This window comes from Martelella mediterranea DSM 17316 (assembly GCF_002043005.1).
Taxonomy (GTDB): Bacteria; Pseudomonadota; Alphaproteobacteria; order Rhizobiales; family Rhizobiaceae; genus Martelella; species Martelella mediterranea.
The window spans coordinates 164995-189725 of record NZ_CP020330.1 but is presented as its reverse complement, the minus strand read 5'-3'; the positions used below and the strand labels follow the sequence as shown (position 1 = coordinate 189725).

The following is a 24731-nucleotide window of genomic DNA, read 5'->3' as shown; positions in this document are numbered from 1 at the left end:
CAAGAACGGACTGGTGCGTCTCGAGATCGATGGGGCGCGCGCCGATGTCGTGTTGGCGCGGCCGGAGGCGCGCAACGCGCTCAATCTGCCCATGTGCGAGGATCTCATCGCGGTTTTCGAAGCGATTGCGGCGAATGACGACCTGCGCGTCGTCGTCCTCAGCGCCGAAGGACCCTCGTTCTGCGCGGGCGCGGACATGAAGGAGCGTAAGGGGCGGGACGAGGCCTGGGTCAAGATGCGTCGCCGCGCCTCCTTCCGCGCCTACGAGACGATCGGCCAATGCGCCTTGCCTGTGATCGCGCAGGTGCAGGGTCCGCTCGTCGGCTCCGGCGGCGAGATTGCGATGAGCTGCGATTTTATCGTCGCCTCCACCGCCGCGACTTTCCGCTTTCCCGAGCCCCAGTGGGGAACGGTCGGCGCGACGCAGCGCCTGCAACGGGTTATCGGCCTCGCGCGCGCGAAGGAACTGCTCTACACGGGCCGGGTGATGGATGCGCAAGAGGCGCATCGCATCGGCCTCGTGACGCAACTGACAGATCCAGAGGAGCTTTCTGGCCAGGTCGACGGGATCGCCGAGCAGATCGTTGCCGCGCCGTCGCTGGCGATGAAGCTGACCAAGCATTGTGTCGATGCCGGCGCGCGCACGGATCTTGCGGCGGGCATCGCCATCGAACTGGCGGCTATCGATCGCCTGCTTTCACAAAGCGACTGGCGCGCCGGCATCGAGCGCTTCGGCAACCAGGTGGGAGGCCGCCCGGATGGCGGGAAAAAATCATGACGTTCGATGTTGAAGGCCTGTGCCCGGTGACGGTGCAGGCGTCTCTCTGGCGCGCTGCAGCGCTTGCCCCCGACGTCGAGGCGCTGGTCGCCCCGGACGGCCGGCTGACCTTCGCCATGCTGCTAACCGAGGTCGGGAAGGTCCGCGCCGCGCTCGCGGCGGCCGGCGTCAAGAGGGGCGATCACGTCGGGCTCTGCCTTGGAAACAGCGTTGCCTTCGAGACGCTTTTCCTCGCGCTCGGATCGTTGGGAGCGGTTGCCGTTCCCGTCAATACGCGGCTGAAGGCCGACGAGATCGCCTATGTCCTGAGACAGTCACGGGTCACGACGTTGTTCACCGCTGATACGCTTCTCAATGCGGATTTCATCGCCATCCTGCGTCAGATCGCGCCGGGGATCGATAGCGTGCTTCCCGATCAGGCGCTTCCAGCGTTGGGCGAAATCATCGTCAACGGCAGCAACATACCTGCCGGATGCCGGTCATGGTTCGACTTCCTGAACGCGGCCGCCGATGATCCCGGCCCGGCGGCAGAGGCCGACGACACGCTGTTGATCCAGTTCACCTCGGGGACCACGGCCTTGCCGAAAGGCGTGATGCTCACCCATCGCAACATGCTCGGCAACGGGTTTGTTTCCGGGCAGCGCATCGGGCTGCGCACCGCCGATCGGTTCCATTCCTCACGCCCGTTCTTCCACGTTGCCGGGACGACGCTTTCGATCCTCGCCTGCCTGCAAAACCTGGCCACGCTCGTGACCATGACCCGTTTCGAGGCCGGCGAGGCGCTGCGGCTGCTCGAAGCCGAACGCTGCACGCATTTTTCGGGCAATGACACGATGGCGCTGATGCTTCTCAACCATCCCGACCGGAGCAAGAGAGAACTTTCCCTGCGCGGTGGCTGGGTGGCGGGCTCGCAAACCGTTCTCGGGCGGTTCGCGCGGGAGCTCGGCGCGCGGGAGGTCGTCTCCGGCTACGGCCTTTCGGAGGCCTCGCCGAATATCGCCCAATCCTGCTGGTGGGAGCCGGAAACCGTGCGCACCGGCGGCCTGATGCTGCCCCAGCCCGGCCTTGAAATCCGTATCGTCGACGCGGCAAGCGGTAAGGATTGCGGGCCCGGTGAGATCGGCGAGATACGGGTGCGCGGCTGGACGGTGATGAAGGGCTATTTCGACATGGCGGAGAAGACGGCGGAGACCATGTCGCCGGATGGCTGGCTTCTCACCGGAGATCTCGGACGCATGAACGAGGAGGGGCGCCTCGAATTTGTCGGGCGGCTGAAGAATATCGTGCGGGTGGGGGGGGAAAACGTCTCCCCCGAAGAGGTCGAGGACCGTCTCCACCAGCACCCCGCCATCAAGCAGGCGCAGGTCGTCGGGGTGCCCGACCAAAGGCTGACCGAGGTCTGCGCGGCCTTCGTCATCCTCAATGAAGGCTGCGCGCTCGATGCCGACAGCCTGATTGCATGGGCGCAACAGCACATGGCCGGCTTCAAGGTGCCGCGATATGTGTGGATCGTGGACGACTTCGAAATGATCGGCATGACGGCCTCTTCGAAAGTCCAAAAAAGCCACCTTGCCGCTCATGCGCGTAAACTGCTCGGCTCTGTGGCGGAAGCGTCAGGCGGATAGGGCGACGCGGCCCTCGCTTCCCTGAAGGCCGGAAACGGAGTGATGTTCACGATCGCGCCACGCCCAGGCTTTGTGCATTCTCAGCGCTGCTTCGCGCGTGACGGTCATAATTGGGGGTCGAAGGTTCATATCCCATCAAGACCTGATGCTGACCATCGATATACGGCTGTCAGCTGGGCGGCGCGATCCCTGTTGCGGTCGAGATCCTTGTCACCGGTCAGCGTGTTCAGCACGAAATACTGGCTCTTCTCCTTGAAGAGCGCGAGGCCGAACCCGGATTCCAGCCCTTCATTGTGGAGATAGTCGTAGTAATACTCGCTGTTTTCGAAGGCGGCGCGGCTGACGAGCTGCTCGCCGACGATGCCATGGCCGACAGGCATGATCTCCGCCCGCGTCATCCAGGGGTTGAGGCGACAGTAATAGCTTTCATATTGCTGGAGGGCGGCCTCCCGGCCGGCGGTGCCGGCAACGAAGCCGAGTGCGCTGCTGTCGTCGGCCCGGTCATGGACGAGCATGCTGGTCAATGCGCCCGATCTCGTGCCGTTCAGCCGTTCCACGAAATCCTGCCACCCGGTCGTAGCGCGCCTGGTCTACGCCTACGATACCAGCGACCCCGAGCACGAGAACAGCGTCAATGTCGAGATCGACGCCTTTAACGTTAAGTTGAACGAAGTGCCACTGACGCTAGGCGACGACCACGATGACCGGTACTTCTATGACGAACGGTTCGAATGGGGCGCTGGCAACGTCTCCTATCTGATGACGATCACGGACGAGGTCCAAGACACGACCTTTGCGTTCCTGCTCGGCGGCGATCCTCTTCCGGAGTTCGGGACTCTTGGTGATTTCGAGGATTGGTATGCTTCCGTCACGCATATCGGGCTTCCCGCACCCGGCAGCGGCTTCGCAGAAGGGGAGGCGATCGCGCTTGCCGACATTCCCGACGTGTTGATTGCCGAGACCGATATGGTCAAGGGCGGTGGGGCGCATATCGATCGATGTCGCGTCTGGGAGCGTCGTGCTGAAGGAGAGGCGATCCTATGGTCCCAATGTCCAGTTCCATTGCCAGTTCCGGCCCGGCAGCAGTGCCGTTCTCCAAATTTCAGACCGGCGAGGGCTGAACCGGCGATGCATTGCCGGGCGTTTCAGCCGTCCAGCGGCGCAAGCAAAGCGTCGATATCGTCCTTCGTGACATTGGCCAACTCCGGTGGATTCCACCTTGGCGCGCCGTCCTTGTCGATCAGGATGGCGCGAACGCCCTCGGCAAAATCGTGTCCGCCGACAACCCTGACCGCGGAATGGAAGTCATCGGCCAGCACCTGCTCGATGGATTGGTCGCGTCCGTTCGTCATCCGATGCCAGGTCAGGCGCAAGCTGGTTGGCGAAGCACGCCGCAAAGCGGACTGCGCCTGCGCGATCCATTCCGCGTCTCCGGCTGACGAGGCAATTCGGTCCATGACCAGGTCAAGATCCTCGCCTGCAAACAGGTGGTCTATGGCGGCCAGCCGTTCGGCCAGTTGTCCGGCTGCGGGAACTGCGGCATGCGCCTTGATGATTTCGTCTATCAGATGCCGGTCCAGCGGGCCGGCGGCCTCCAGTGCCGAGACGAGGCCATCAAAGCCGGCTTTGGGGACATGATGCGTGGCCAGTCGGGCGGTCAAGGCGTCGGCTGTGCCTATTTCAAGCCCGGTCATGGCAAGATAGCGCCCCAGCATGCCGGGACAGCGATTGAGGAACCAGGTTCCGCCGACGTCCGGGAACAGGCCAAGCATCGTTTCCGGCATCGCCAAGCGTAAATCCTCGCTCACCACGCGATGCGAGCCGTGCACCGAGAGGCCGAGACCGCCGCCCATGGCGATGCCGTTGATGAGTGCGATGAAGGGTTTGGGGAACGTGTGAATGCGCAGATTGAGTTTATACTCTCTGCCGAAGAATTTCCGGCCCAATGCCCTCCGCTCAGAGGGATCTGGCAGCATGCCGATCGACCGCACATCTCCGCCAGCGCAAAATGCACGGGGGCTGGCGCTGCGGATCAGTACCGCATCCACAGCCGGGTTTGTGGCCCAACCGGCGAGAACTTCCTCCAGTTTCTCGACCATGTCGAGGTTGAGCGCGTTGAGCGCCTTGGGTCGGTCAAGGGTTATGATCCCCAGATGCCCCCGGATTTCCGCTTGAACGGCATCTGGCCTGGACTTCTCACTCATGGATGCGCATCTCATTTTGGTCTGGAAGGATAGGTCATGGGCTATTGTTTACCTGGGAGTACGCCAGAGCAAGGGCTTGGATCGGTCCCAAGCCTCTCGATACAGCAATGGTATGGTCTCTGCATCGGCAACGCGTGGTTATTTCCGGACGATCCGGATGCAAGAGCCCGTTCAGACATCGACGGCAGAAGCCGGTCCATTTCGCCTCGTCGATGCCATAGGTTTTCGGCGTCGGAACGTCCAGAACCCGATTAAGAGCTTGACCCTGATCGTCATGGGTGGCTACGGCCATAGCCGTCTGCGCGCGTGGGTGCTTGGCGGCGCGACACGGGAAGTCATGAGGAAATCCGAAGTCCCTGTTCTCATGGGACACTTGATCGACGAAGGTCGGCCTATTGCCAGGAATCGCTGTCGGACATCATCGACCAGACCGTAACGAAAAGCGCCGCGATCAGCGGACCGACGACGAAACCGTTGATACCCATGAGCGCGATACCGCCGAGCGTCGATACCAGGATCAGATAGTCCGGCATGCGGGCGCCCTTGCCGACGAGAGGCGGCCTCAGCAGATTGTCGACGAGGCTGATGACCAGTATTCCCGTCGCGAGCAGGATGAGCCCTTTGATGACGTCCCCTGAAAGCAGGAGGTAGAAGGCGGCGGGCACCCAGACCGCGGCAGCGCCGATCACCGGAAGCAGCGACAGAAACGCCATCACGACGCCCCAAAGAAGCGCGCCGTCCATCCCCAGCAGCCAGAAAACGATACCGCCGATCGCGCCCTGGACCAGGGCGATGACGACACTGCCCCTGACCGTCGCTGTGATCACCCGGGAGAATTTGTCGAGAAACTGTTCCGTCTGACGCGGGGTCAGCGGGCTGGACTTCCGCACTGTCGCCGACAAGGCTGTGCCGTCGCGCAGAAGAAAGAACAGGATATAGAGCAGCACCCCGACATTGGCGATTATCCGGACCGCGCCCTGGCCGAGCCCGAGGGCCTGCGGCGCCGCCCATTGCGTGACCTCCACCAGCGCAGCGTCGAGGCGCCCCTGCAGCTCCTCCAGTGAACCGATGCGGATGAAGTCGAATGCCTGCAGCACGAAGGGCGGCGCCCTTGCGCGCAGGCTCTCGAAGGCCGAGGGCAGATCGATCTCATGCATGGACATGAAGCGATAAAACCGCGCGGCTTCCCGGACAACGGCAATGAAGATCAAGGCTGACGGGATGAGGATGACGCAGACGCAGATAAACAGACCAATGCCCGCGGCGATATTCCTGCGTGGCTGCAGGCGGGCCGTGATCACTTTCTGGAAAGGGTGAAACAGGATTGCAATCACCACGGCCCACAGGATCGCGCCGTAGAAGGGGCGGATCAGCCAGACGAATCCGACCGACGCGATCACGGTCAGGATCACGAAACTCGCCTGCTGGACCTGCCTTTGCTGCATCGCACCGCCCCGGTCGTGGGTTGTCACGGAAACTTGTCAGTAAGTCGTAACCTTAGCTGAACTCAGCGGGAAGCCAAGCAGGGGATGAAGGCGACGATCCCGGACTTGTATTCGCCGCAACACTATAGCGCCGGTCGGCGCGAGCAAAGCCGATAAAGTCAATTGGACCAAGATTCCGGAGCGCCTGGCCGAATGCCCAAACATAGGCCTTTTACCGTTCAATTGCGCCATGTCACTGTTGACCGCCGTATCTTTTCCGGCCGGGGAACCCAACTTTGAAGCCGTGGAGGAAACCTCGCGCGCAAGGTCCGATTTGCTCGACGGTCGTCTCGGCTTCTGCGCCGCGCTGCTGGACGCATCAGCATCTGTCGCATAACCTGAACGAAAACGATCTTCGGTAAACCCGGGGCGGATCAATCCCGCGCTTTTCGGCGCTTCATTTTATGACCAGCTTTCGCGAGAAGGAATTGTCGTGCGTTCATCAGGCTCGCCGGAAGGCGGACAGAAGGTCAAACGGTCTCTCGAGGCTCGAATCTACGCGATCTATTCGACGCTGACGCCCGCCGAAAAGCGGCTTGCAGATATTCTGTTGCAATACCAGATGGATCTGCCGAGCTACACGGCCGGGGAACTGGCTGACAGGGCGCATGTCTCCAAGGCGACGGCGGCCCGCCTGATCCGTACGCTCGGTTACAAGACCTATCCCGAGGCCAAGCGTCAGATACGGGAAGATCAGCACTGGGGCTCGCCGCGCGCTGGTCTTCAGGGCGAAAGCGAGGCATTCGCGAAAAAGCCGTCCATCGCCACAACGGTTCAGATGGATCTCGACAATATCCGCGCCACCGCCGAGGGGTTGCCGCCGGAAACGCTCGAGGCGGTCAGCAATGCCATCGTTTCGGCGCGCCGCGTCTGGATCATGGGGCTTCGGAGCGGCTATGGACTCGCCCATCAGGCCGCCCACTATTTCACGCTCATGAAGAATGATGTTCAGGTGATCCCGGTCGGCGGCGGCAGCTATTCCCATGAGATCGCCTCGATCGACAAGGGCGATGTCCTGCTCGTCATCGCCTTCCGGCGCCGGCCGAGGCTGCTGCCGACAATCCTCAAGGAAGCGCGGGCGGCCGGCGCGACCACCGTCCTGATCACCGATCTCAGCGCTTCGGCCAGCGCCAAGGCGGCCGAACACGTGCTGCGCTGCCGGTGCCAGTCGCCATCGCCGTTCAATTCCTTTTCGGCCGCCCTCACGATCATCAACTATCTCGCCTGGAGTGTGGCGACCGCGATGGGCGATGCCAGCCTGAAGCGCTATGAGCGGATCGACTGGCTGGTCAAGAGGCTGGATGATGTCTCGACCCCGCAGACCCCGGGCGGCCCCGTATAGAGGCTGCCGGTCGCCTTATTCGGCCGCGAGCAGATGCGTTCGGGACGGCGAAGCCCATATACCGCCGCGCGATGTGGAGAGGCCGCAGCGTACCAGCATTTCGGCGAGGCCGACCGCCGCGGTGACGCCGTCGACGACGGGAATGCCATGGCGCGCCTGAAGTTCTTTTGCAAAGCCCGTCATGCCGGCGCAGCCGAGCGCAACACCTTCCGCGCCGGCGGCGATGCCTTTTTCAACAAAGGCCGAAATGGTGTCGAAGGCGCCGCTTTCCGCGTCTTCCAGAGCAAGAACCGGGATATCCGATGCGAAAACCCGACGGCAACGCCCGGCAAAGCCATAGCGCAGGATATTGTCCTCTATGATCGGCGCGGAGCGGGTGAGCGTCGTCACCACGCAGAAGCTGTGAGCGAGAAGCGTCACGGCATGGAACGAGGCTTCGCCGATGCCGATCACCGGCCGTGTGGCGATGGCGCGCGCGGCGTCGAGACCGGTATCGTCAAAGCAGGCGATCACATGCGCTTCGGCGCCTTCGGCCTCGGCGGCGGTGATCGCCTTCAAGAGGCCCGGCACGGCGAGCGCCCCGTCGAAGGGTCCCTCGATGGCATCCGGGCCTTCGAGGGACTGGCGTTCCAGGATGTCCGTTCCGGGGCTGGCCACGGCGCGCGCGGCGTCGGCAATGCGCACGGTCATGGCGGTCGTGGTATTGGGATTGATGATGGCGATGCGCATTGTTTTCTGCTCTCTCGAACCTGTTCAGGCCGCTGTCGGCCGCTGGTCGATCAGCGCCCCGTAGGGGATCGGGGCGTCGGTGAGATGGCCGTCGGATATGCCGACCTGCCAGCGCTGATAGGCGTCGTTGTCAATTCGGGGCGTGGTCCACATGCCGTTGGCGCGATAGATATTGGTGAGTTTCACCAGCAGGTCTGGCGCGAAACGCGGGAAGGTTGCCGCCAGGAAGGCGCGATAGTCCTCCGCATCGTGGGCGAGGATCCAGTCCATGCCGCGAGCGAGCGCGCGGGCAAAACGGGTATGGGTCTCGCGCCGTTCATCGTCCGGCTCGCCCTCGCTATAGTAGACGCTCCACGGGATATTGCCGCCGGTGACGGGAAGCGGCTGGACCACATGGCCGCCTCCGGCCGCCTCGATCGTCACGGCGGAGGGGAAATCGATCACCAGATAATCGCCCATGCCGCCGGTGAAGAGATCGGTCAGCATCCTGCCGTCCAGGTCCTGCACGAAGTTGACCGCGCTCGGATCGACGCCGTTTTCACGCAGCAGCATCTTGACGAACAGGCCGACGCTGGCGCCGTTGCTGCCTTTCATGGACACGGTGCGGCCGGCAAGGGCGGCCCATTCGAAATCCTCCGGCCGCTCCCGCCCGACGATCGCCAGCGGCGCACGGGCCGCGACCTGGGCGAAGGGGACATAGCGTTTGCCGCGCCCGTGGAACATGGAGGGAACCCAGATGCCGCCGAGCGCTGCCTGCGCCTTGCCCGTGCCGATATCGTCAAGCACACGGTCCCAGGGGGAGGGGACCTCAGCGGTAACCTTGAGGCCTTCCTCCTCGAAGAAGCCCTGATCGACCGCGACATATTCGGGCAGGTAATTGAGGCTGTGGCCGGTCGCGGAGATGTGAAATGTCTGCATGTTCTTCTCTTTATCGGATGCCGTCAGACGAGGCGTCGGCCGTCTTCGATATCGAAGAGCAGCACGTCGTCACTGCGATAGTTGAGCGAGCAGGTTTCCCCGATCGCCATTTTGAGATGGTCGGAAACACGCACGAAAACGAGATCGGTTTCCAGCAACCGGTCGTGATCTTCCTCGCCGGTCATCAGCCGGCAGCCGATCACGGTCTCGGCGCCGAGGCGCTCGACCACCGAGACGCGGGCGGGGAGCTGTCCCTCGCCGGCGGCATGGATCGACAGCTTCTCCGGCCGGATGCCGAAGGTCACTTCGCGCCGTTTCGGCAGGGGGCCGGGATGTTCGACGGCGAGGCGGCCGGAAAGCCGCATCTCGCTGTCCCTGATCGTCGCGGGGATGAGGTTCATCGGCGGCGAGCCGACGAACTGGGCGACGAAGGTATTGGCCGGCTCATCATAGATCTCGTCGGGCGTGCCGACCTGCTGGGCGATGCCCTTGTTCATGATGATGATCCGCGTCGCCATGGTCATGGCTTCGACCTGGTCATGCGTCACATAGACGAAGGTCTTGCCGACCTTGTGGTGCAGCGCCGAGATTTCAGAGCGCATCTGGGTGCGCAGCTTGGCGTCGAGGTTCGAAAGCGGCTCGTCGAGCAGGTAGAGCGAGGGGTTGCGCACCAGCGCGCGGGCAAGCGCCACGCGTTGCCGCTGGCCGCCGGAGAGGCTTGCCGGCCGGCGGTCGAGCAGCGGCTCAAGTTCGAGCTGGCGGGCGATGCGGAGCGTGCGCTCGGCAATGTCGGCGCGCTTCATCAGCCGTGCGCGGGCGATCATGTTGACGACCGGCAGGTGATACCACGGGCGGAAGGCATCCATGATCAGCGGAAAGGCGATGTTCTCGCGCACCGTGGCATGCGGATAGAGCGCGTAGGTCTGGAACACGAAGGCGACGCCGCGCCGGCGCGGCTGCCAGTCATTGGCGATTTCGCCATCGAACAGCAGTTCGCCGGAGGTGATGTCGCTGAGGCCGGCGATCATGCGCAAAAGCGTGGACTTGCCGCATCCGGAAGGGCCGAGAAGGACGAGAAACTCGCCATCATGGATGTCGGCGTCGAAGGTCTTGATAACGGTGTTGTCGCCGAACGACTTGGAGATGTTCCTGAAGCTCAAGGCGGGCATGGCACTATCCTTTGACCGCGCCGGCCGTGAGGCCGGCAACGATCTTGCGCTGGATGAGGAGGAAGAAGACGATGGCCGGAATGCTGAACACGAGCGCCGATCCCATTACCGCCGACATCGGCGTTTCATACTGGCCGACGAAGGACGCAAGCCCGACGCTCGCCGTCCATTTGTCGCGGTCCATCAGGAAGGTGGAAGCGAACAGGAACTCGTTCCATCCGGCGAAGAAGGCGACGACGGCGGCGGCAGCGATGCTCGGCATGATCAGCGGCAGGATGATCATCGTCAGGATTGAAAAACGCGGGCAGTTGTCGATGATCGCCGACTCCTCGATCTCGTAGGGAACCGCGTCCATCGCGCCCTTCAGCACGAAGCAGGCGACCGGCAGCGAAAAGCCGACATTGGCGAGCACCAGGCCCGCGAGGCTGTTGAGCAGGCCGAAGGTGATGAACATCGCATAAAGCGGCACCAGGATCAGCGCTTCCGGCACCACCTGGGTGACGAACAGGAAGAAGCCCACCAGACCCTTGCCGTGAAAGCGGAAGCGGCTGAGGGCATAACCCGCCAGCGATCCGAGCACGAGGCTCAGGACCGTGCCGCCGGCGGCAACCAGCAGCGTGTTGAAGAGCCAGAGCCCGATCGGCACCTCGCCAAGGTCGCGCAGCAATGCGGGAAAATGCTTCAACTGCGGAAAGAACGACTGTCCGGAGCCGTAAAGCTCGGAATTGGCGGAAAGCGCAGTGGCCGCCATCCAGTAGACCGGAAAACCGGCGCAGACGAGGAGCACGCCGATCAGGAGATAGCGAAGCGGTTTGAGGGTGAGGCGTTTCTTCGTCATCAGCGCGACATCCACTTCATGCGGCGTTGTTCGAACAGGAAATGAAGACCGGCGATGGCGAGGGCCAGAACCAGCCCGACCGCGCCATAGGCGCTGGCAAGCCCGAGCTCGTGGTTCTCGAAGGCGACCTGTCGGATCTTCACCACAAGCGTGCTGGTGGAACCGACCGGCCCGCCGCCGGTGAGCAGGTAAATGATATCGAAGCGGCGGATCGACCAGACGCAGACCAGAAGCGCGGCGAGCTGGATGGCCGGCCGGATATGCGGCAATGTCACCATGCGGAAGGTGCTGAGGCCGTCGGCGCCGTCTATGGTGGCTGCCTCGCGCACTTCGCCCGGCACGGACTGGAGGGCAGCGAGCACGACCAGCATCACGAAGGGCGCGACCTGCCAGACGGTGACCACCACCACGGCCGCAAGAGCCAGGTCGGTGCTCGTCAGCCAGGCATAGCGGCCAAGCCCGAGCGCCTCGGTGATCCGGTTCAGCACCCCGGAGCGGTCATTATACATCCACAGCCAGATCAGCGAGGCGGCGACATTCGGGACGGCCCAGCCGAACAGAAGAATGCTGCGGACGATTGCCCGACCCCGGAACGGGCGGTCGATCGCCAGCGCCGAGATGACGCCGAGCGATACGCCGAAGATGACCGCGAGCACGGCATAAACGAGCGTGACGCGGACGGACTGGAAGAAGGACGGGTCCGAAAACAGCCGCTCGTAATTGCCAAGGCCGATGAACCGGCCGTGGTTGGGGTTGATGATCCGCGTATTGGTGAGGCTCATATACATCTGCCGCCCCAGCGGCCAGAACATGAACACCACCAGATAGAGCATGGGCGGAAGAATGAAGCCATAAGCGGCGAGCCGCGGCAGGCTTATGCTGCGTTTATGACCCTTCATCATCACTCTTCCGCCCTTTCGCTCAGAACTGCCGGTCGATCTGCGTCTGGGCCTCGGCCAGCGCATCTTCCGCGGAGGTATCCGTCAGAATGGCCTTTTCCACGGCCTGCATGACGAAGCGCATGATCTGCGGCGTTTCGACCTCATAACCCGGGATCAGCGTGCTACGCGAGGTTTCGGCAAGCTTGGCGAAGGTCGGCGCCCACGGGTTGGCGGCGGCGAACGCCTCCGTCACCGGCACATCGGTCGCCAGTGTATCTGGACCGGAAGCGCCGCGCAGTGACTGCTGGCCCTCTGGGCTGACGAGCCATGTCAGGAAGGCGATGGCTTCGTCCTGATGATCGCTGTGCGAACTGACGCCCAGGAAGATCTGCTGATGGGCGCCGGGATGGGCAAATGGCAAGGCGGCGGCGCCGATATCGGCGCTTGGCAGTGCGCCGCCGGAGGCAATGTTGAGCGTGCCGCCGGAATTGTCGATCGAGAAGGCGACCTGCTTTTCCTTGAAGCGGGTGCGTTGCGTCGGCATGCTGTCCCCGATCGGGATGATGCCGGAGTCGTATGTCTCCTTGAAGGCCTCGACCGCAGCCACCGCTTCCGGCGTGTTGATCGTGAGGTTACCGTCCCCGTCGACCCAGTTGACGCCGTAACCATAGGCCCAGTTCTGGAAATCCATGAACCAGCCGGTGAAATCGTTGATCTGGTGACGGGCGGTGAAGCCGATCACGCCCGGGTTCTTGTCCATGGATTCCCTGGCGGAGGCGATCAGCTCCTGCACGGTGGCCGGGATCGCGACGCCGTCGTCCTCGGTGACCTCCGTGTTGAAAATGAGGGCATAGACGGCGCGCTGCCAGGCGATGCCGTAGCGCACGTCATCGATCATGCCGTTCTCGTTGGTGCTGTTGAGATCGACGCCGTCGACCGCACTGCCGACATCGACGAGAAAGCCGGCATCGGCCATGGTGTAGAACAGACCTTCCTGCATGATCGCGATATCGGGGCCCTGGCCGGCACCCATCTCCGTGGTCAGCTTGTCGGCAAATTCGGCCGAGGGGATGGCCTCCTGCTCCAGCGTCACATCCGGGTTGACCTCTTCGTATTTCTTGATCGCGGCCCAGAGATTCTGGCCGCGGAGCGCATCGAGCCACTGCGAATTGGCGATCACCAGCGTGGTCTTGTCGCCCGATTGGGCAAGGCTCGTTGCGGGATTGCCGAGCGTGGCGGCAAGGCCAATGAAAAGGGCGGAGGCGAGCAGGCCTCGTCTGCGAATTCTGTCAATCATGTTTGTTCTCCTGCTGAAGTTTGCTTTTTGTTTTGGGTCTTGAGAAGGGGGTCAGTCCGCTTTCACGCGGTGGGGCGCAAGCGGTGTGTGGCAGCTGAGGTTCTCGGCCCCGTCCGCCGTCACAAGGTAGCAGTCGCCGACATTGCAGCCGGCGACTTCCGGCTCCAGCCATTGGGCATGGAGCACGAAGGTCATGCCTTGTTCCAGAAGGTCGTGATTGTTGGACTGGATGTTGTAATTCTGGAATTTCTGCATCGAAACCGAATGGCCGACATTGGGGTTATGCGGCCCGAGCGTCGCCGGATAGACATGCATCAGTTTCCGGCCCTGGCGCTCCCAGTCTTCATCGGGCACGTGCTTGCGGGGGACGAGCCGGGGCTTGCCGTCGTCTTCGGAGACCCAGTTATAGGGCATGGTCCGGCTGTCGGCGGAGGCGAGATAGCCGCGTTCGATATAGGGCTCGAAAGAGGCATTGGCGACATCTGATACGAGCGCGCCCGGACGGACCACGGCGGCGGCCTTTTCCACGCCCTCGACGCACATCTGAAGCACTTCTTCCTGCTTGTCGGTGATATCGCCGACGGCGATCATCCGGGCGATCTGCGCGGTATATCCCTGATAGATCACGGCGGAGATATAGAGGTTGATCAGGTCGCCGTTGCGCACGACATGGCCGTAGGGCTTGCCGCAATGGGTGCCGTAGCGGTTGATGCCGATCTGGTACCCGTCGCCGGTCTCGCCGCCGCGCGCCATCTGGGCATAGGTGAAGGCGGCATAGATCTCGTGGTCGGTCACGCCGGGCCGGATTACATGATAGGCGGCCTGGATGCCGATATCGGCGAGCTGGGCGGCGGCGCGCACCACGGCCTGTTCGCGCGGCGAGCGCACCTTCTGCATCCGGTCGATGATCGCGGAGCCGTCGGCAAAGGCGCTTTTGGGCAGATGCGCCTTCAGCCCGTCCCAATAGGGCTTCGAGGTGGCATCACCGACGAGGCCGATCTGGGCAATGGAAAACCCCTCGCGCTCAAGAAAATCGCCGACCGCCTGCACCACCTTGTCGACGGTTCTGCCGGGGCGGTTGTAGGTCTCGCGGCCCCAGGTGCCGACCTGCCAGATATCCTCGACGAGAACCGGCTCGCCCGCCGGCGGCAGCAGGACCGAGCTGCTGAAGATGGAGAACATCGTCAGCGGTTTGTCGTCGTCCGTCGGAACAACCAGAACGCCCTCCCGCGCCCAGTCGCAGACATAGCGCAGATAGGAGTTCGACACCTTGTAGGAGCCGATCGAATCCGCGTGGATGAGGATCACGTCATACCCGGCAACCGTCGCTTCCCGCCGGATGCGGCGCAGCCGGTCGACAAATTCGCTTTCCGGCAGCGGGCCGACTGGCTCGAACTCGAAAGACGGCTCAAAACCATCCAGAAGACGCTCGAACCGAAGATCGGCTCGGAAGGCGGAAGGGGCAGGACTGAGGGCGGTCATGATATGTCTCATCAATGCTATGGATGAGAACAGAGTACATGTGAAACTTTTTTTGCAAATAGCGCGACTGCACTAAGTTTCGGCACTTTGAGCGTTGAGTGTGCAGAGTCTAATTTTTTCGCGATTTTTATTTCCAAACGACGCAGATCCTTAAATTAAAGCTATCGTCAGGCTGTTGGAAAGGCGAACTATTTCCGGATTCGGTGACGTGGAGCTTGAAAAAAATATTTTATGAAAACGCGAAAAATCATCATTTCCGCATTCGCATCTGCCTGTTTCGCAGTCAGCAACCCGGCGATAACGCACCGGAAATGACGTCTTCTCGCCATTTGCGGGCCTTGCGAAGGAGGCAGTCCGTCACGCTTGTCTCATCTCGCCAGGATGTCACTCATCCAAAGTCGGGCAGGCGGCTGTTTCGATCTTCCGTTATCGTCTTCCGTATCCGCAAGTCAGCGGAGGAGGGGCCGATGGCGAGGGTGAATGGCGTTGGTTCACGGGCCCACCGGCCCTTGTCCGGGTCCCAGCCGCAGAGCCTGCGTTCCGGAATTGCGAGTCTGATGCTCCGCTTTTCCATGGGTGCGAGAACCGTCTTGGCGAAGGCGACAAGGCGTAGCGGCGCCCCGGTTTCGCTGATGAGGTAGATCTGGGCGACCTCGCTGCCCTTCCGCTCCGACCGGTTGAGAAGATCGACCTCCACGGTCAATTGCTCTTCCCCGAAAACCAGCCGCGCATCGACATATTCGATCCTTGCGTAACCAAGCCCGTGACCGAACGGGAATTGCGGCCGCGTGCCGCGCGCGGCAAAGCCGCGGTAGCCGATGGCCGTTCCTTCGGCGTAGACAACCTTGCCGTGGGCCTCGGGTCGCCGGGTGAGCGCGCCGTAGTCCTCGTCCTCGGCGGGAAAACTCTGGGGCAGGCGTCCGCCCGGCTCGGCTTTGCCCGTAAGAATGTCGGCGAGCGCGTTGCCGCATTCCTGGCCCGGATACCATAATTGCAGGATCGCCGGCACTTTTGCCGCCCAGGGCATTGTAACCGGCGCCCCGGACTGCATGACGACAATCGTCGAGCGGTTTGCGGCCGCCACCGCCTCGATCAGCGCGTTCTGCGCGGGCGGCAGGTTCAGGCTTTCGCGGTCCTCCGCCTCGGTTTCCCAGTCGTCGTTGAGGCCGGCGACCACGACGGCCGCATCGGCCTTGCGCGCGAGCGCCACGGCGTCCTCGATCGATCCGAGCGACGAGGGCGCCCTGAGGCCGAAGCGCACGGCCTTCAGCGTGGTGGTGATGCCGTCGCCGCAGGCGTAATCGACGCTGATTTCATAGCGTTTTCCGGCTTCGAGATGGACCCGGCCGCGCCGCTCGGCGCAGCCATGTCCGAAATAGCTGAAGCCGCGTGTCCAGCTTTCCCATGCTTCGAGAATAGGTTCACCATCGATGGCAAGGCGGCTGGTGCCCGCGCTCATCAGGCCGATCTCATGCCATCCCGTTTCCTGCGCCTCGTAGCGTGCCGAAAGCCGTGCTGAAAACGCGCGGTGATCCACTTCGGGCGCCACCGGCCCGAACCAGCGGAACTCGCTCCTGGCGCCGGTCTTGGTCAGCACCGGCGGGCCGCCAAAATCGGTTCCGGCGAAGAAGGCGATGTCGACGGGCGCGTCGATCAGCGGCAGGTAACGGTCGCCGGGACAGCCGAGCGCATAATCGACCGTCGCGTCGGGAAAGGCGGCGCGGATGCCTTCGAGCGGAGAGATCGCATAATGGGCATTGATCTGGGCCGAGCCACCGCCGAACATCACCGCCCTTGCCGCATTGGGGCCGATGACGGCGATGCGGCGGGGCGTCGGGCCGGCGAGCGGCAGCAGATTGTTGTCGTTCTTCAGCAGGACGGCGGCCTCCGCGCCGGCGCGACGGATCAGGGCCCGCGTTTCGGGCCGGTCCTCGGCGCGCTCGGTCTCCAGATCGCCAGTCGTTTTCGCACCAACGCGCTCGATCAGCCTCAGCACCCTTCGGGCGGCGCGGCGGACGGCTTCGCGCGGCACATCTCCGTTTTCGACGGCCTCGACCAGCATGTCGCCGCGGAATTTCCCCGGTCCCGGCATTTCGAGATCGAGACCGGCGAGAAGGGCCGCAGCGGTTGAATGGGTCGCCGTCCAGTCCGACATCACCACGCCCTCAAACCCCCATTCCCGGCGCAGGACGGTATCGAGCAGCCAGGGATTTTCGGAGGTATGGATGCCGTTGAGCGCGTTATAAGCGGTCATGACGCAGGCAACGCCGGCCTCTTTCACCGCCGCCTCGAAAGGCGGGAAGTAGATTTCGCGCAGCGTCTTCTCGTTGATCTCGGAACTGGTCGTGCGGCGCTCATGCTCGCATTCATTGCCGATGAAATGCTTGATCGTGGCGGCGACGCCCTGCGACTGGACGCCCCTGACATAGGCGCGCGCCATGGCCGAAGCGAGGACGGGATCCTCGGAAAAACACTCGAAATTGCGCCCGTTGAGCGGATTGCGATGCATGTTCACGGTCGGGCCAAGCAGGATTCGCGCGCCCTTGGAGCGCGCCTCGCGGGCCAGATCCGCGCCGATCTCATGGACGAGGTCGGGATCGAACGTCGCCGCGAGCGCGATTGCGACCGGATAGGCGGCGGATCGCACCCCGCCGGAAAAATCCTCTCCGCGCGCGCCATTTGGGCCATCGGTCATCTTCACGGCTGGAATCCCGAGGCGATCGATCGCCGCCGTGCGCCAGAAGGACGCGCCGGAGAGCAGGCTGACCTGCTCGGCAAGCGTCATCGCGTCGAGCTTTTCGTCGAGGGTCATGTCGGTCATGTCCAAATATCTGTTTCAGCCGGCGCGGCGCTTGAGGGACCGGGAGAGTCCGTAGCTCACAGCCATTGTGAGAATGAGGGTCGTGGCCAGGAGGACGAAGGCGAGCGCCGCGCCGAAGGGCCAGTTTCCGGCGGTCATGAACTGGTCGTAGACGGCAGGGGCCAGCATGGTGAAGCCGGGACCGCCCAGCAGGACCGGGGTCGCATAGGCGTTCATCGAGAGGATGAACACCAGCATGCTACCCGCGAGAACCCCGGGGGCTGCCTGCGGCAACAGGATCCGGAAGAACACCTTCAGCGGTGTCGCGCCGAGATTGGCGGCGGCCTCCTCGGTGTCGCGCGGCACGGTTTCCACGACGGAGGAAAGCGTGAGGATCATGTAGGGCAGCACCACCGCCGTCGTGCCCACCACCACGGCGAGCGGGGTGTACATCAGCGTGAGCGGGCCGATGCCGAACATGCCGAGGAAGGCGTTGATCGCGCCATGGGTGCTGAGCAGCGCCATCCATCCCGCCGCCCGGACCACATTGCCGACCAGCAGCGGAAACAGCGTCAGGATGATCAGCATCGATTTCCACCGGCTCTGCATGCGCGCCAGCCAATAGGCCGGCGCGAGCGAGAGCAGGAGGCAGAGCGCCATGCACAGGAATGCCACGCCGACCGTCGTCAGGATGATCTCCTGGTAATAGGGATCGGTCAGCGCGGCGATGTAGTTTTTCCCGCTGAACGCCGCGGTCATCATCTCCATCGGGCTGTAGAGGTTGAGCGACATTCTGAAGAGACCCGCCATCGGCAGGACCAGCAGAACGAAAACCAGCAGCGCGGCGGGAAAAACCAGGAGTGCCATTTCAGCCCTTGAACTCGCGGTTCCAGAAATCGAGGATCTCCGTCTGATGCTGCATCAGATAGTCGTCATCGAGCCGGATCAGGCGATCCTGGTCCGCCGCGGGCAGGCCGATTGCCGCCTCGAGCTCCGCCGGCAGTTCGGCGTCGGTCACGGTCGGCAGGTAGCCCATCTTGGCGGCGAAGCCAATCTGAGCTTTGGGGTCGAGCGCCGCATCGAGGTAGGCGAAGCCGCCGTCCTTGTTCGGCGCGTTCTTCGGCATGGCCATCTCGAATGCGATCGGGATCGCGCCCTCCGATGGTACGGCGCGTTCGATGTTGAGGCCGCTCCGACGCCAGGAATAGCCCCTCGAGACGTAGTTGAGCGTGATCCAGATATCGCCGCTTTCGAAGGCCCCGGCGATCGCTTCGTTCGAGGGCAGGATCTGGACGTCCTGCTTGTCCTTGAGCTCGAGCAGCTTGGCCTGGCCGGGGGCGAAGTCGCTCATCGAGCCGCCGCCGACCAGCGCTGCCACGGCCGAGGTCGCCACATGCAGCTTGTCGGAAACGCCGATCTTGCCCTTGTATTCCGGCTTCCACAGATCGGCATAGGAGGTCGGCGGCGTGGTGACCTTCTCCGGATTGTAGAGGATAGCGATGTAGGAATAGATCTGGGGCACCGAATAGGTCTTGCGCAGCGCCGGGATGACCGCGGCAAGCCGCGGAACATTCTCCTCGGTGACTTCCGACAGCACGCCGAGCTTTGCCATCGGATACATGTCGAGGTCGGCGAGCACGGCGACGTCGAAGCTCGACCTGGCGCGCATCTTCTCGGTTCTGAGCTTCGTCTGGCGGGCCTCGGTCGAGGAGATGTCCTGAATGACCTCGTAGCCTTCCGGCGCCATGATCGCCTCATCGACGGTTGCGCGCAGGATGTCGCCATAATCTCCACCGAAGACAGAGGCAATCACGGTGCCCTTGTCGGCGGAAAAGGCCGGTCCGGCGGCGCCGAGCGCGATAAGCGATGTCGCGGCGGTGCCCAGGAGGAAAGTGCGGCGGGTTGTTTTCAAACTGTCTGACATAGGCTGTTCACTCTTCCTTTTTGATCGTCTTCTCGTCCGGATCGTTCAGACCCGGCTTGTCTGGTCCGGGGCCGTTCAGGGCCGCTCGGCAAGCAGGCGCGCGTCCTGCGCCTGCCATGTTGCGAAAACCTCCGCTCCGGGTCTGAGAGCGGAAAGAGGGGTATTGCGGGAGGGCGTAGGCATGACCGCGACAAGCGCAGTGCCGGCGAGATCGAGCTCGAATTCCGTCTGGGCGCCGAGATAGGCCATGCCGGTGATCCGCGCGCGCTGGCGCGTCGCATCGTCTCCGGGGCCGGGCGCGGAGGCGACGGGGACAAGCGTGATCTTTTCCGGGCGCAGGGCGAAGGTTACCTCCCGCGCTCCCGCATCACTTGCGGGGTCGCAGGGCAATTCCGATCCGCCCTCGCTGACAAACAGCCCCGGCGCCTTTTGCCGGCCCGCGATCAGGTTGCAGCGGCCGATGAAGCCGGCGACATAGACATCATCCGGCGTGTCGTAGATTTCCTGCGGCGTGCCGATCTGGCGGACAACGCCGCCCTCCATCATCGCCAGACGGTCGGCCATGGTCAGCGCCTCGTCCTGGTCGTGGGTCACCATCAGCGTCGTCAGCCCCAGCCGCTGCTGAAGGTTGCGGATCTCATGCTGCACCTCGCCGCGCAGCTTGGCATCCAGATTGGAAAGCGGCTCGTCGAGCAGCAGCATTTTCGGGTTGATCGCGAGCGCCCGGGCAAGCGCCACGCGCTGCTGCTGGCCTCCGGAAAGTTGGCGCGGCATGCGCTCGGCCAGATGGTCGAGCCGGACCATCGAAAGCGCCTGTCTGATCCGCTCGTCGCGCTCGGCCCGGCCGATCTTGCGCATTTCAAGGCCGAAGCCGACATTGGCGGCGACGCTCATATGCGGAAACAGCGCGTAGGACTGGAACACCATGCCGGTGTCGCGACGGTAGGGCGGCAGTCGGGAGATGTCCTCGCCGCCAAGCAGGATCCGCCCCTCGGTCGGCTTCACGAAGCCGGCGATCATCCGCAATGTCGTGGATTTTCCGCATCCCGATGGCCCGAGCAGTGCTACCAGTTCGCCTTCCTCGACGTGAAGGTTGATATCCTTCACGACGCGGGTGTCGCCATAGGCCTTGGCAAGATGTTCAATGATCAGTTCGCTCAAAACACTCTCCGAGCCTTGGGGGTCATAGGACGCGCGACAGCTTGACGTAGCGGTCGGTCACCAGCATCAGCACGCCGATCAGAAGGATCTGGATCGTGCCGACGGCGGCAAGCGTCGGGTCGATCTTGAATTCGAGATAGTTCAGCATCGCGACCGGCAGCGTGATCTTGCCGGGGCCGATCAGCAGCAGCGAAAGCTCCAGGTTCTCGAAACTCTGGATGAAGGAGAACATGCTGGCCGCGACAATGCCGGAGCGCAGCATGGGCAGGGTGATCCGCCAGGCGACGACAACCGGCGGCGCGCCGAGATTGGCGGCGGCTTCCTCGACGCGCAGATCGACACCTTCCATGCTGGCGGCGACCAGGCGCACCGTCCACGGGATCGTCAGCAGCACGTGGGCGGCCACCAGTCCCGCCGTCGTGCCGACGATCGTCTGGTCGATGATCGCCTCGGCGCGGATGTAGAAGATATAAAGCGCGGTTCCCATGATGATGGCGGGCACCGCGAGTGGGCCGAGCAGCAGCGTGGAAATCACGCCCTTGCCGCGAAACCGGCCGCGATTGAGCCCGTAGGCGGCCAACGTTCCGAGCGGCACGCCGATGGCGGTCGCAATCAGCGCCAGCTCCAGGCTCATGATCAGCCCTTGCGTGAATTCACGCCGTGCCCAGGCGTTGACGAACCACCGAAGGGTAAGCCCGTCGGGCGGAAAGCTGATAATGCCCTGGTCGAAAAAGCTGATCGCCACCACCGTCACCACGGGCGCGAGAATGACTGCGTAGGCAATCACGATCAGCGCCGACAAAACGGACTTTGAAAGAAGGTGGCTGGAAATCATGAGATCTAATTTACCTACAACTATCTCGAAAACAGTGGAAATTTCCGCTCGAAATCCTATGATGACGTCACCATTTGCAAATGATGACGTCATCATCAATAGAAAAAAAGAGGCCGACGTGGAAAAAAAACGACACTTGTCAACCATGGGGGATGTGGCGCGGCATGCGGGCGTGTCGCCGGCCACCGTGGCGCGTGTGCTCTACGAGCCGGACAAGGTTGGGCCGGAGAAACAGCGGCGCGTGCGCGAGGCGCTCAAGGCGACCGGATACCGGCCGAACGCGGTGGCGCGCGGGCTCAGAACCAAGCGCAGCTGGACGATCGGCCTGATCGTCGTCGACGGTTCGCTCAATCCGTTCTTCAGCCAGTTGAGCCAGGCCATCCGCAGCGAGGCGCTTGCCCGCGGATACAATGTGCTGATGTTCCAGCACGGCATGAAGCCGGAGATCGAGGCAAGCGCCGTGGTCCAGCTTCTGCAGCAGCGCGCTGATGCGGTGATCTTCTCCTACGGGATCAATGCCAGCGGCCTGGCGCCGTTGTTGCAGGCGGGCGTGCCGGTCATCCAGATCGAGCAGGAGGTCTGCGGGGGCACCGATGCGGTCCTGATCGATCCGACAAGCGGCATCGACCAGGCGATCGATCATCTTCAGGCGCTGGGACATCGGCGCATCGCCTTTATCGGCGGCGCGCCGGACCGCTATAACCGCGCCCGCGTGCACGGCACCTCGATGGAGGAGGATCGCCTCGCCGCCTTCAGCGCCGCCATCGCCCGCCACGGCCTTGACGATGATCCGGCCCTGATCAGGCTGGGGCTCTATTTCCCGTTGACGGGCGATGACCCGGCAAGCGAAGGCCGGAAGATGATGCGCGACCTGCTCGGCATCGAGCGCCGCCCGACGGCTGTCCTCGCCTCCAGCGACATTCTCGCGGCCGGGGCATTGCAGGCCCTCGGCGAGGCCGGGCTCAGTGTACCGGACGACATGTCCCTCATTGGCTTCGACAATTCGATCGCCAACCTGCTGACGCCGCCGCTGTCCTCAGTAGGTCGGCCGCTTCAGGCCATGGGCCTCGCCGCGATCGACCTGGTCGTGGAAGCGATCGAGAACCCCGACCGAAAGGTCCGCACGCTCGTTTATCAAACGGAACTCGTCGTCCGCAAATCCACCGCCACGGCCTGACCGCGGAGGAGCGGAACAGAGCGCGCCCATGCACTTCGAGGGTCTGATACCAAGGATCAGAACGCCGGTGCTTCGCGGCTGAGAGTTGCGTTTTATGCTCCTGTCCAAGACCAAAAATATGCCGCGCGCCCGACGCTTTAGATTGCGGCGATCATCTCGTCCTGATGCACCACGATGCGGGCGTGATAGGGAACGCGCTCGTAAAGATCGACGATATCATGGTTGATCAGCCGCACGCAGCCGGAAGACACGCTCTTGCCGATTGACTGCCATTCGGGGCTGCCGTGCAGGCGGTAGAGCGTATCCTTGCCGTCCTTGAAGATATAGAGCGCTCTGGCGCCCAGCGGATTGTCGATGCCGGGCGCCATGCCGCCATTGGCGACGGAATAGATTTCAAGCTCTGGCTGGCGCGCGATCATCTCAGCCGGCGGCTTCCAGCGCGGCCAGTGTTGCCGCCAATGGATCGTGCCTTGGCCCTGCCAGGCAAAGCCCTCCCTCCCGATACCGACGCCGTAGCGCATGGCCGTGCCACCCTCTTCAACGAGATAAAGGAACCGGTTGGGGGTATCGACCACGATCGTGCCGGGCGCCTCTCCCGTCGGGTCGGGGACGCGCTGCCGCAGATATTTCGGGTCCATCTGCCGGTACGGAACGGCCGGCACGATGTGTCCGTCATCCTCGAAGGCAGCGTAGCGCGCTTCGAGCACAGGATCGGCGGCAGGGGTGATCGGCAAACGCTGCGGTTCAGGCGATACCGGTTGTTGGATGTTGGAGGCGCAGGCACAAAGCGCTGCGAGCGATGACAGGGAACCGGCCAGGAATGCGCGGCGGCGAAGGGGCGGAGAGGGGGGCTGCATGGGTGGTACTCGATGATCATCTGGCGCCGCCGGGACGGCGGGTTTCGGGTGACCGAAGGAACACGCGGGCGCATTCCATGTCCATCATTTATGAGGAATAGGATCGATAACCATCTGTTATACCGGTTCATCGGCGTTCTGGCTGACGCCCTTCAACGCCTTCAGGCGGGGAATGACGAAGTCGGTGAAACCGCGGACCGCCGGGCGCATGAATTTGTTCGAAGGGTAGGCCAGAAATGCTTCCGTCGCCTTGACGGTGTATTCCGGAAGAACGCGCACCAGCCTGCCTTCGGCAAGCATGTCGGCGACGAGGCAGAGCTGCACCTGCGCCACGCCGCGGCCTGCCAGCAGAGTGTTGAGAATGACATTTGCATCATTTGACTTGAAGGCCGGCCTGACGGGGATTTCGATCGGCCCATGGCCTGCGTGGATCAGCGGCAACATGTTTTTCGTTGTTTCGATCGCGAAGGTCGAAACGATGCAGTGGTCCGACAATTGCCCGGGCGATGTGATCGCGCCGGCTGCTTCGATATAGCCGGGCGAAGCGACGAGCACGCGCTGCATGAAGCCGAAGCGGCGGGCAATCACGTCCTGCGCTTCGATCCGGCCGTGCCGGATATCCAGGTCGAAATTCTCGTAGACGAGATCCACCGTGCGACCGTCTAGAATGAGGTCGACGGTGATCGCCGGGTGAAGTTCCTGAAACTCCAGCACCATGCCATGCAGGTGCCTCGAACCGATGCAGGACGGCGCATGGATGCGCATATTGCCTTCGATCTCGCCGTTGTTCAGTCGAACGCCTTCGATCGCGGCGTCGATTGCGGCGATGGCGCCGCGACTGGCGTGATAGAGTTCCATGCCCTGGGCCGTGGGCCGGACACGTTTCGATGAACGCTCGAGAAGGCGGGCTCTCAAATGCTGCTCCAGATTGAGAAGCTGCTTCGTTACCGCCGGCTGGGAGATGCCAAGGTCACGGGCGGCCCCCGTAATCGACCCTTTTTCGACAGTCCTGATAAAGGTCTTCAGTGCCGTATTCAGGTCCATGCATGCCTTTCGCTTATTGCTTGCGAACAAGCATAGCGAATATTGATGAGCTTGTCTTCGCAGCCGTCGAACATCACCGGTCCCAATCGCTCCAAGGCCGCGAAGCTGTCCGTCAACATGGACTATGTCACTCGAGTCCAGCCGATCTATCAAAGGCAGCTTTTCCACCCCAATTCTGAGATTCAG

At 62.9% G+C, this 24731-nt stretch carries 21 protein-coding genes and 1 pseudogene; 5 read left to right on the top strand and 17 right to left on the bottom strand.

Annotated features, from left to right (window positions below; translation table 11 throughout):
* The first annotated feature begins 13 nt into the window (after positions 1–13).
* Together Mame_RS00920 and Mame_RS00915 are read left to right on the top strand one after the other, a co-directional pair.
* Positions 14–778: an enoyl-CoA hydratase/isomerase family protein gene (locus Mame_RS00920; protein WP_210190847.1), complete on the top strand. Its 765-nt coding sequence runs from the start codon at positions 14–16 to the stop codon at positions 776–778.
* Positions 775–2403 (top strand): AMP-binding protein, encoded by a 1629-nt coding sequence (locus tag Mame_RS00915; protein WP_018063383.1) that lies wholly within the window; start codon positions 775–777, stop codon positions 2401–2403. The genes Mame_RS00920 and Mame_RS00915 overlap by 4 nt, the downstream gene beginning before the upstream one ends.
* A 125-nt stretch (positions 2404–2528) precedes the next feature.
* Here the strand turns inward: Mame_RS00915 and Mame_RS00910 are convergent, their stop codons facing one another.
* Both Mame_RS00910 and Mame_RS00900 read right to left on the bottom strand, forming a co-directional pair.
* Positions 2529–2960 (bottom strand): hypothetical protein, encoded by a 432-nt coding sequence (locus Mame_RS00910; protein ID WP_018063384.1) that lies wholly within the window; start codon positions 2958–2960, stop codon positions 2529–2531.
* A gap of 588 nt (positions 2961–3548) precedes the next feature.
* Positions 3549–4607 (bottom strand): enoyl-CoA hydratase/isomerase family protein, encoded by a 1059-nt coding sequence (locus Mame_RS00900; protein WP_018063386.1) that lies wholly within the window; start codon positions 4605–4607, stop codon positions 3549–3551.
* Between the two features lie 256 nt (positions 4608–4863).
* Here Mame_RS00900 and Mame_RS27190 point away from each other — a divergent pair.
* Positions 4864–4980: pseudogene (locus Mame_RS27190) on the top strand (universal stress protein); the annotation flags it as partial.
* 19 nt (positions 4981–4999) lie between these two features.
* Here Mame_RS27190 and Mame_RS00895 read toward each other — a convergent pair.
* Positions 5000–6052 carry an AI-2E family transporter gene (locus Mame_RS00895; RefSeq protein ID WP_018063387.1) on the bottom strand — a complete coding sequence of 351 codons (1053 nt, stop codon included), beginning with the start codon at positions 6050–6052 and terminating at the stop codon, positions 5000–5002.
* A gap of 472 nt (positions 6053–6524) precedes the next feature.
* Between Mame_RS00895 and Mame_RS00890 the strand changes: the two genes are divergently transcribed.
* Entirely contained in the window at positions 6525–7433 is a 909-nt protein-coding gene (locus Mame_RS00890) for a MurR/RpiR family transcriptional regulator (RefSeq protein ID WP_018063388.1), read from the top strand.
* Between the two features lie 15 nt (positions 7434–7448).
* Here Mame_RS00890 and Mame_RS00885 read toward each other — a convergent pair whose 3' ends face one another.
* The 12 genes from Mame_RS00885 to Mame_RS00830 all read right to left on the bottom strand — a co-directional run bounded on the left by Mame_RS00885 (position 7449) and on the right by Mame_RS00830 (position 21467).
* Positions 7449–8162, bottom strand: coding sequence for an aspartate/glutamate racemase family protein (locus Mame_RS00885; RefSeq protein WP_018063389.1), 714 nt, complete (start codon positions 8160–8162; stop codon positions 7449–7451).
* A 24-nt stretch (positions 8163–8186) separates the two neighbouring features.
* The gene (locus tag Mame_RS00880) at positions 8187–9080 is read right to left on the bottom strand and encodes an ABC transporter substrate-binding protein (RefSeq protein ID WP_018063390.1); all 894 of its coding nucleotides are present in this window, start codon (positions 9078–9080) and stop codon (positions 8187–8189) included.
* Between the two features lie 23 nt (positions 9081–9103).
* Positions 9104–10249, bottom strand: a complete 1146-nt coding sequence (locus tag Mame_RS00875) for an ABC transporter ATP-binding protein (protein ID WP_018063391.1) — start codon at positions 10247–10249, stop codon at positions 9104–9106.
* A 4-nt stretch (positions 10250–10253) separates the two neighbouring features.
* Complete coding sequence (locus Mame_RS00870) at positions 10254–11087, bottom strand: carbohydrate ABC transporter permease (RefSeq protein ID WP_026173236.1); 834 nt, start codon at positions 11085–11087, stop codon at positions 10254–10256.
* Positions 11087–11989: a carbohydrate ABC transporter permease gene (locus Mame_RS00865; RefSeq protein ID WP_018063393.1), complete on the bottom strand. Its 903-nt coding sequence runs from the start codon at positions 11987–11989 to the stop codon at positions 11087–11089. The genes Mame_RS00870 and Mame_RS00865 overlap by 1 nt, the downstream gene beginning before the upstream one ends.
* Positions 11990–12008: 19 nt before the next feature.
* Entirely contained in the window at positions 12009–13265 is a 1257-nt protein-coding gene (locus tag Mame_RS00860; RefSeq protein ID WP_018063394.1) for an ABC transporter substrate-binding protein, read from the bottom strand.
* 51 nt (positions 13266–13316) lie between these two features.
* On the bottom strand, positions 13317–14747 hold the full coding sequence (locus Mame_RS00855) for a M24 family metallopeptidase (RefSeq protein WP_018063395.1): 1431 nt from the start codon (positions 14745–14747) through the stop codon (positions 13317–13319).
* Positions 14748–15135: 388 nt separating this feature from the next.
* Entirely contained in the window at positions 15136–17568 is a 2433-nt protein-coding gene (locus Mame_RS00850; protein WP_155121996.1) for a beta-glucosidase H, read from the bottom strand.
* Between the two features lie 15 nt (positions 17569–17583).
* On the bottom strand, positions 17584–18414 hold the full coding sequence (locus Mame_RS00845) for an ABC transporter permease (protein WP_018063397.1): 831 nt from the start codon (positions 18412–18414) through the stop codon (positions 17584–17586).
* 1 nt (position 18415) lies between these two features.
* Positions 18416–19471, bottom strand: coding sequence for an ABC transporter substrate-binding protein (locus Mame_RS00840; RefSeq protein WP_033409550.1), 1056 nt, complete (start codon positions 19469–19471; stop codon positions 18416–18418).
* A 75-nt stretch (positions 19472–19546) separates the two neighbouring features.
* Positions 19547–20632, bottom strand: a complete 1086-nt coding sequence (locus tag Mame_RS00835) for an ABC transporter ATP-binding protein (RefSeq protein ID WP_018063399.1) — start codon at positions 20630–20632, stop codon at positions 19547–19549.
* A gap of 22 nt (positions 20633–20654) precedes the next feature.
* Positions 20655–21467 (bottom strand): ABC transporter permease, encoded by an 813-nt coding sequence (locus Mame_RS00830; protein ID WP_018063400.1) that lies wholly within the window; start codon positions 21465–21467, stop codon positions 20655–20657.
* 118 nt (positions 21468–21585) lie between these two features.
* On the opposite strand from Mame_RS00830, the gene Mame_RS00825 reads away from it, so the two are divergent.
* The gene (locus Mame_RS00825; RefSeq protein ID WP_210162221.1) at positions 21586–22644 is read left to right on the top strand and encodes a LacI family DNA-binding transcriptional regulator; all 1059 of its coding nucleotides are present in this window, start codon (positions 21586–21588) and stop codon (positions 22642–22644) included.
* Between the two features lie 137 nt (positions 22645–22781).
* On the opposite strand, the gene Mame_RS00820 is transcribed toward Mame_RS00825, so the two are convergent.
* On the bottom strand, positions 22782–23501 hold the full coding sequence (locus Mame_RS00820; RefSeq protein ID WP_026173237.1) for a L,D-transpeptidase: 720 nt from the start codon (positions 23499–23501) through the stop codon (positions 22782–22784).
* 117 nt (positions 23502–23618) lie between these two features.
* Positions 23619–24545, bottom strand: a complete 927-nt coding sequence (locus Mame_RS00815) for a LysR family transcriptional regulator (protein ID WP_018063403.1) — start codon at positions 24543–24545, stop codon at positions 23619–23621.
* Positions 24546–24731 lie beyond the last annotated feature (186 nt).

Coding starts and splice junctions, on each gene's coding strand:
- Mame_RS00860 (WP_018063394.1), bottom strand. CDS start 13,265: ATGATTGACAGAATTCGCAGACGAGGCCTGCTCGCCTCCGCCCTTTTC.
- Mame_RS00900 (WP_018063386.1), bottom strand. CDS start 4,607: ATGAGTGAGAAGTCCAGGCCAGATGCCGTTCAAGCGGAAATCCGGGGG.
- Mame_RS00820 (WP_026173237.1), bottom strand. CDS start 23,501: ATGCAGCCCCCCTCTCCGCCCCTTCGCCGCCGCGCATTCCTGGCCGGT.
- Mame_RS00830 (WP_018063400.1), bottom strand. CDS start 21,467: ATGATTTCCAGCCACCTTCTTTCAAAGTCCGTTTTGTCGGCGCTGATC.
- Mame_RS00850 (WP_155121996.1), bottom strand. CDS start 17,568: ATGACCGACATGACCCTCGACGAAAAGCTCGACGCGATGACGCTTGCC.
- Mame_RS00815 (WP_018063403.1), bottom strand. CDS start 24,545: ATGGACCTGAATACGGCACTGAAGACCTTTATCAGGACTGTCGAAAAA.
- Mame_RS00885 (WP_018063389.1), bottom strand. CDS start 8,162: ATGCGCATCGCCATCATCAATCCCAATACCACGACCGCCATGACCGTG.
- Mame_RS00870 (WP_026173236.1), bottom strand. CDS start 11,087: ATGACGAAGAAACGCCTCACCCTCAAACCGCTTCGCTATCTCCTGATC.
- Mame_RS00845 (WP_018063397.1), bottom strand. CDS start 18,414: ATGGCACTCCTGGTTTTTCCCGCCGCGCTGCTGGTTTTCGTTCTGCTG.
- Mame_RS00840 (WP_033409550.1), bottom strand. CDS start 19,471: ATGTCAGACAGTTTGAAAACAACCCGCCGCACTTTCCTCCTGGGCACC.
- Mame_RS00855 (WP_018063395.1), bottom strand. CDS start 14,747: ATGACCGCCCTCAGTCCTGCCCCTTCCGCCTTCCGAGCCGATCTTCGG.
- Mame_RS00895 (WP_018063387.1), bottom strand. CDS start 6,052: ATGCAGCAAAGGCAGGTCCAGCAGGCGAGTTTCGTGATCCTGACCGTG.
- Mame_RS00915 (WP_018063383.1), top strand. CDS start 775: ATGACGTTCGATGTTGAAGGCCTGTGCCCGGTGACGGTGCAGGCGTCT.
- Mame_RS00865 (WP_018063393.1), bottom strand. CDS start 11,989: ATGATGAAGGGTCATAAACGCAGCATAAGCCTGCCGCGGCTCGCCGCT.
- Mame_RS00880 (WP_018063390.1), bottom strand. CDS start 9,080: ATGCAGACATTTCACATCTCCGCGACCGGCCACAGCCTCAATTACCTG.
- Mame_RS00875 (WP_018063391.1), bottom strand. CDS start 10,249: ATGCCCGCCTTGAGCTTCAGGAACATCTCCAAGTCGTTCGGCGACAAC.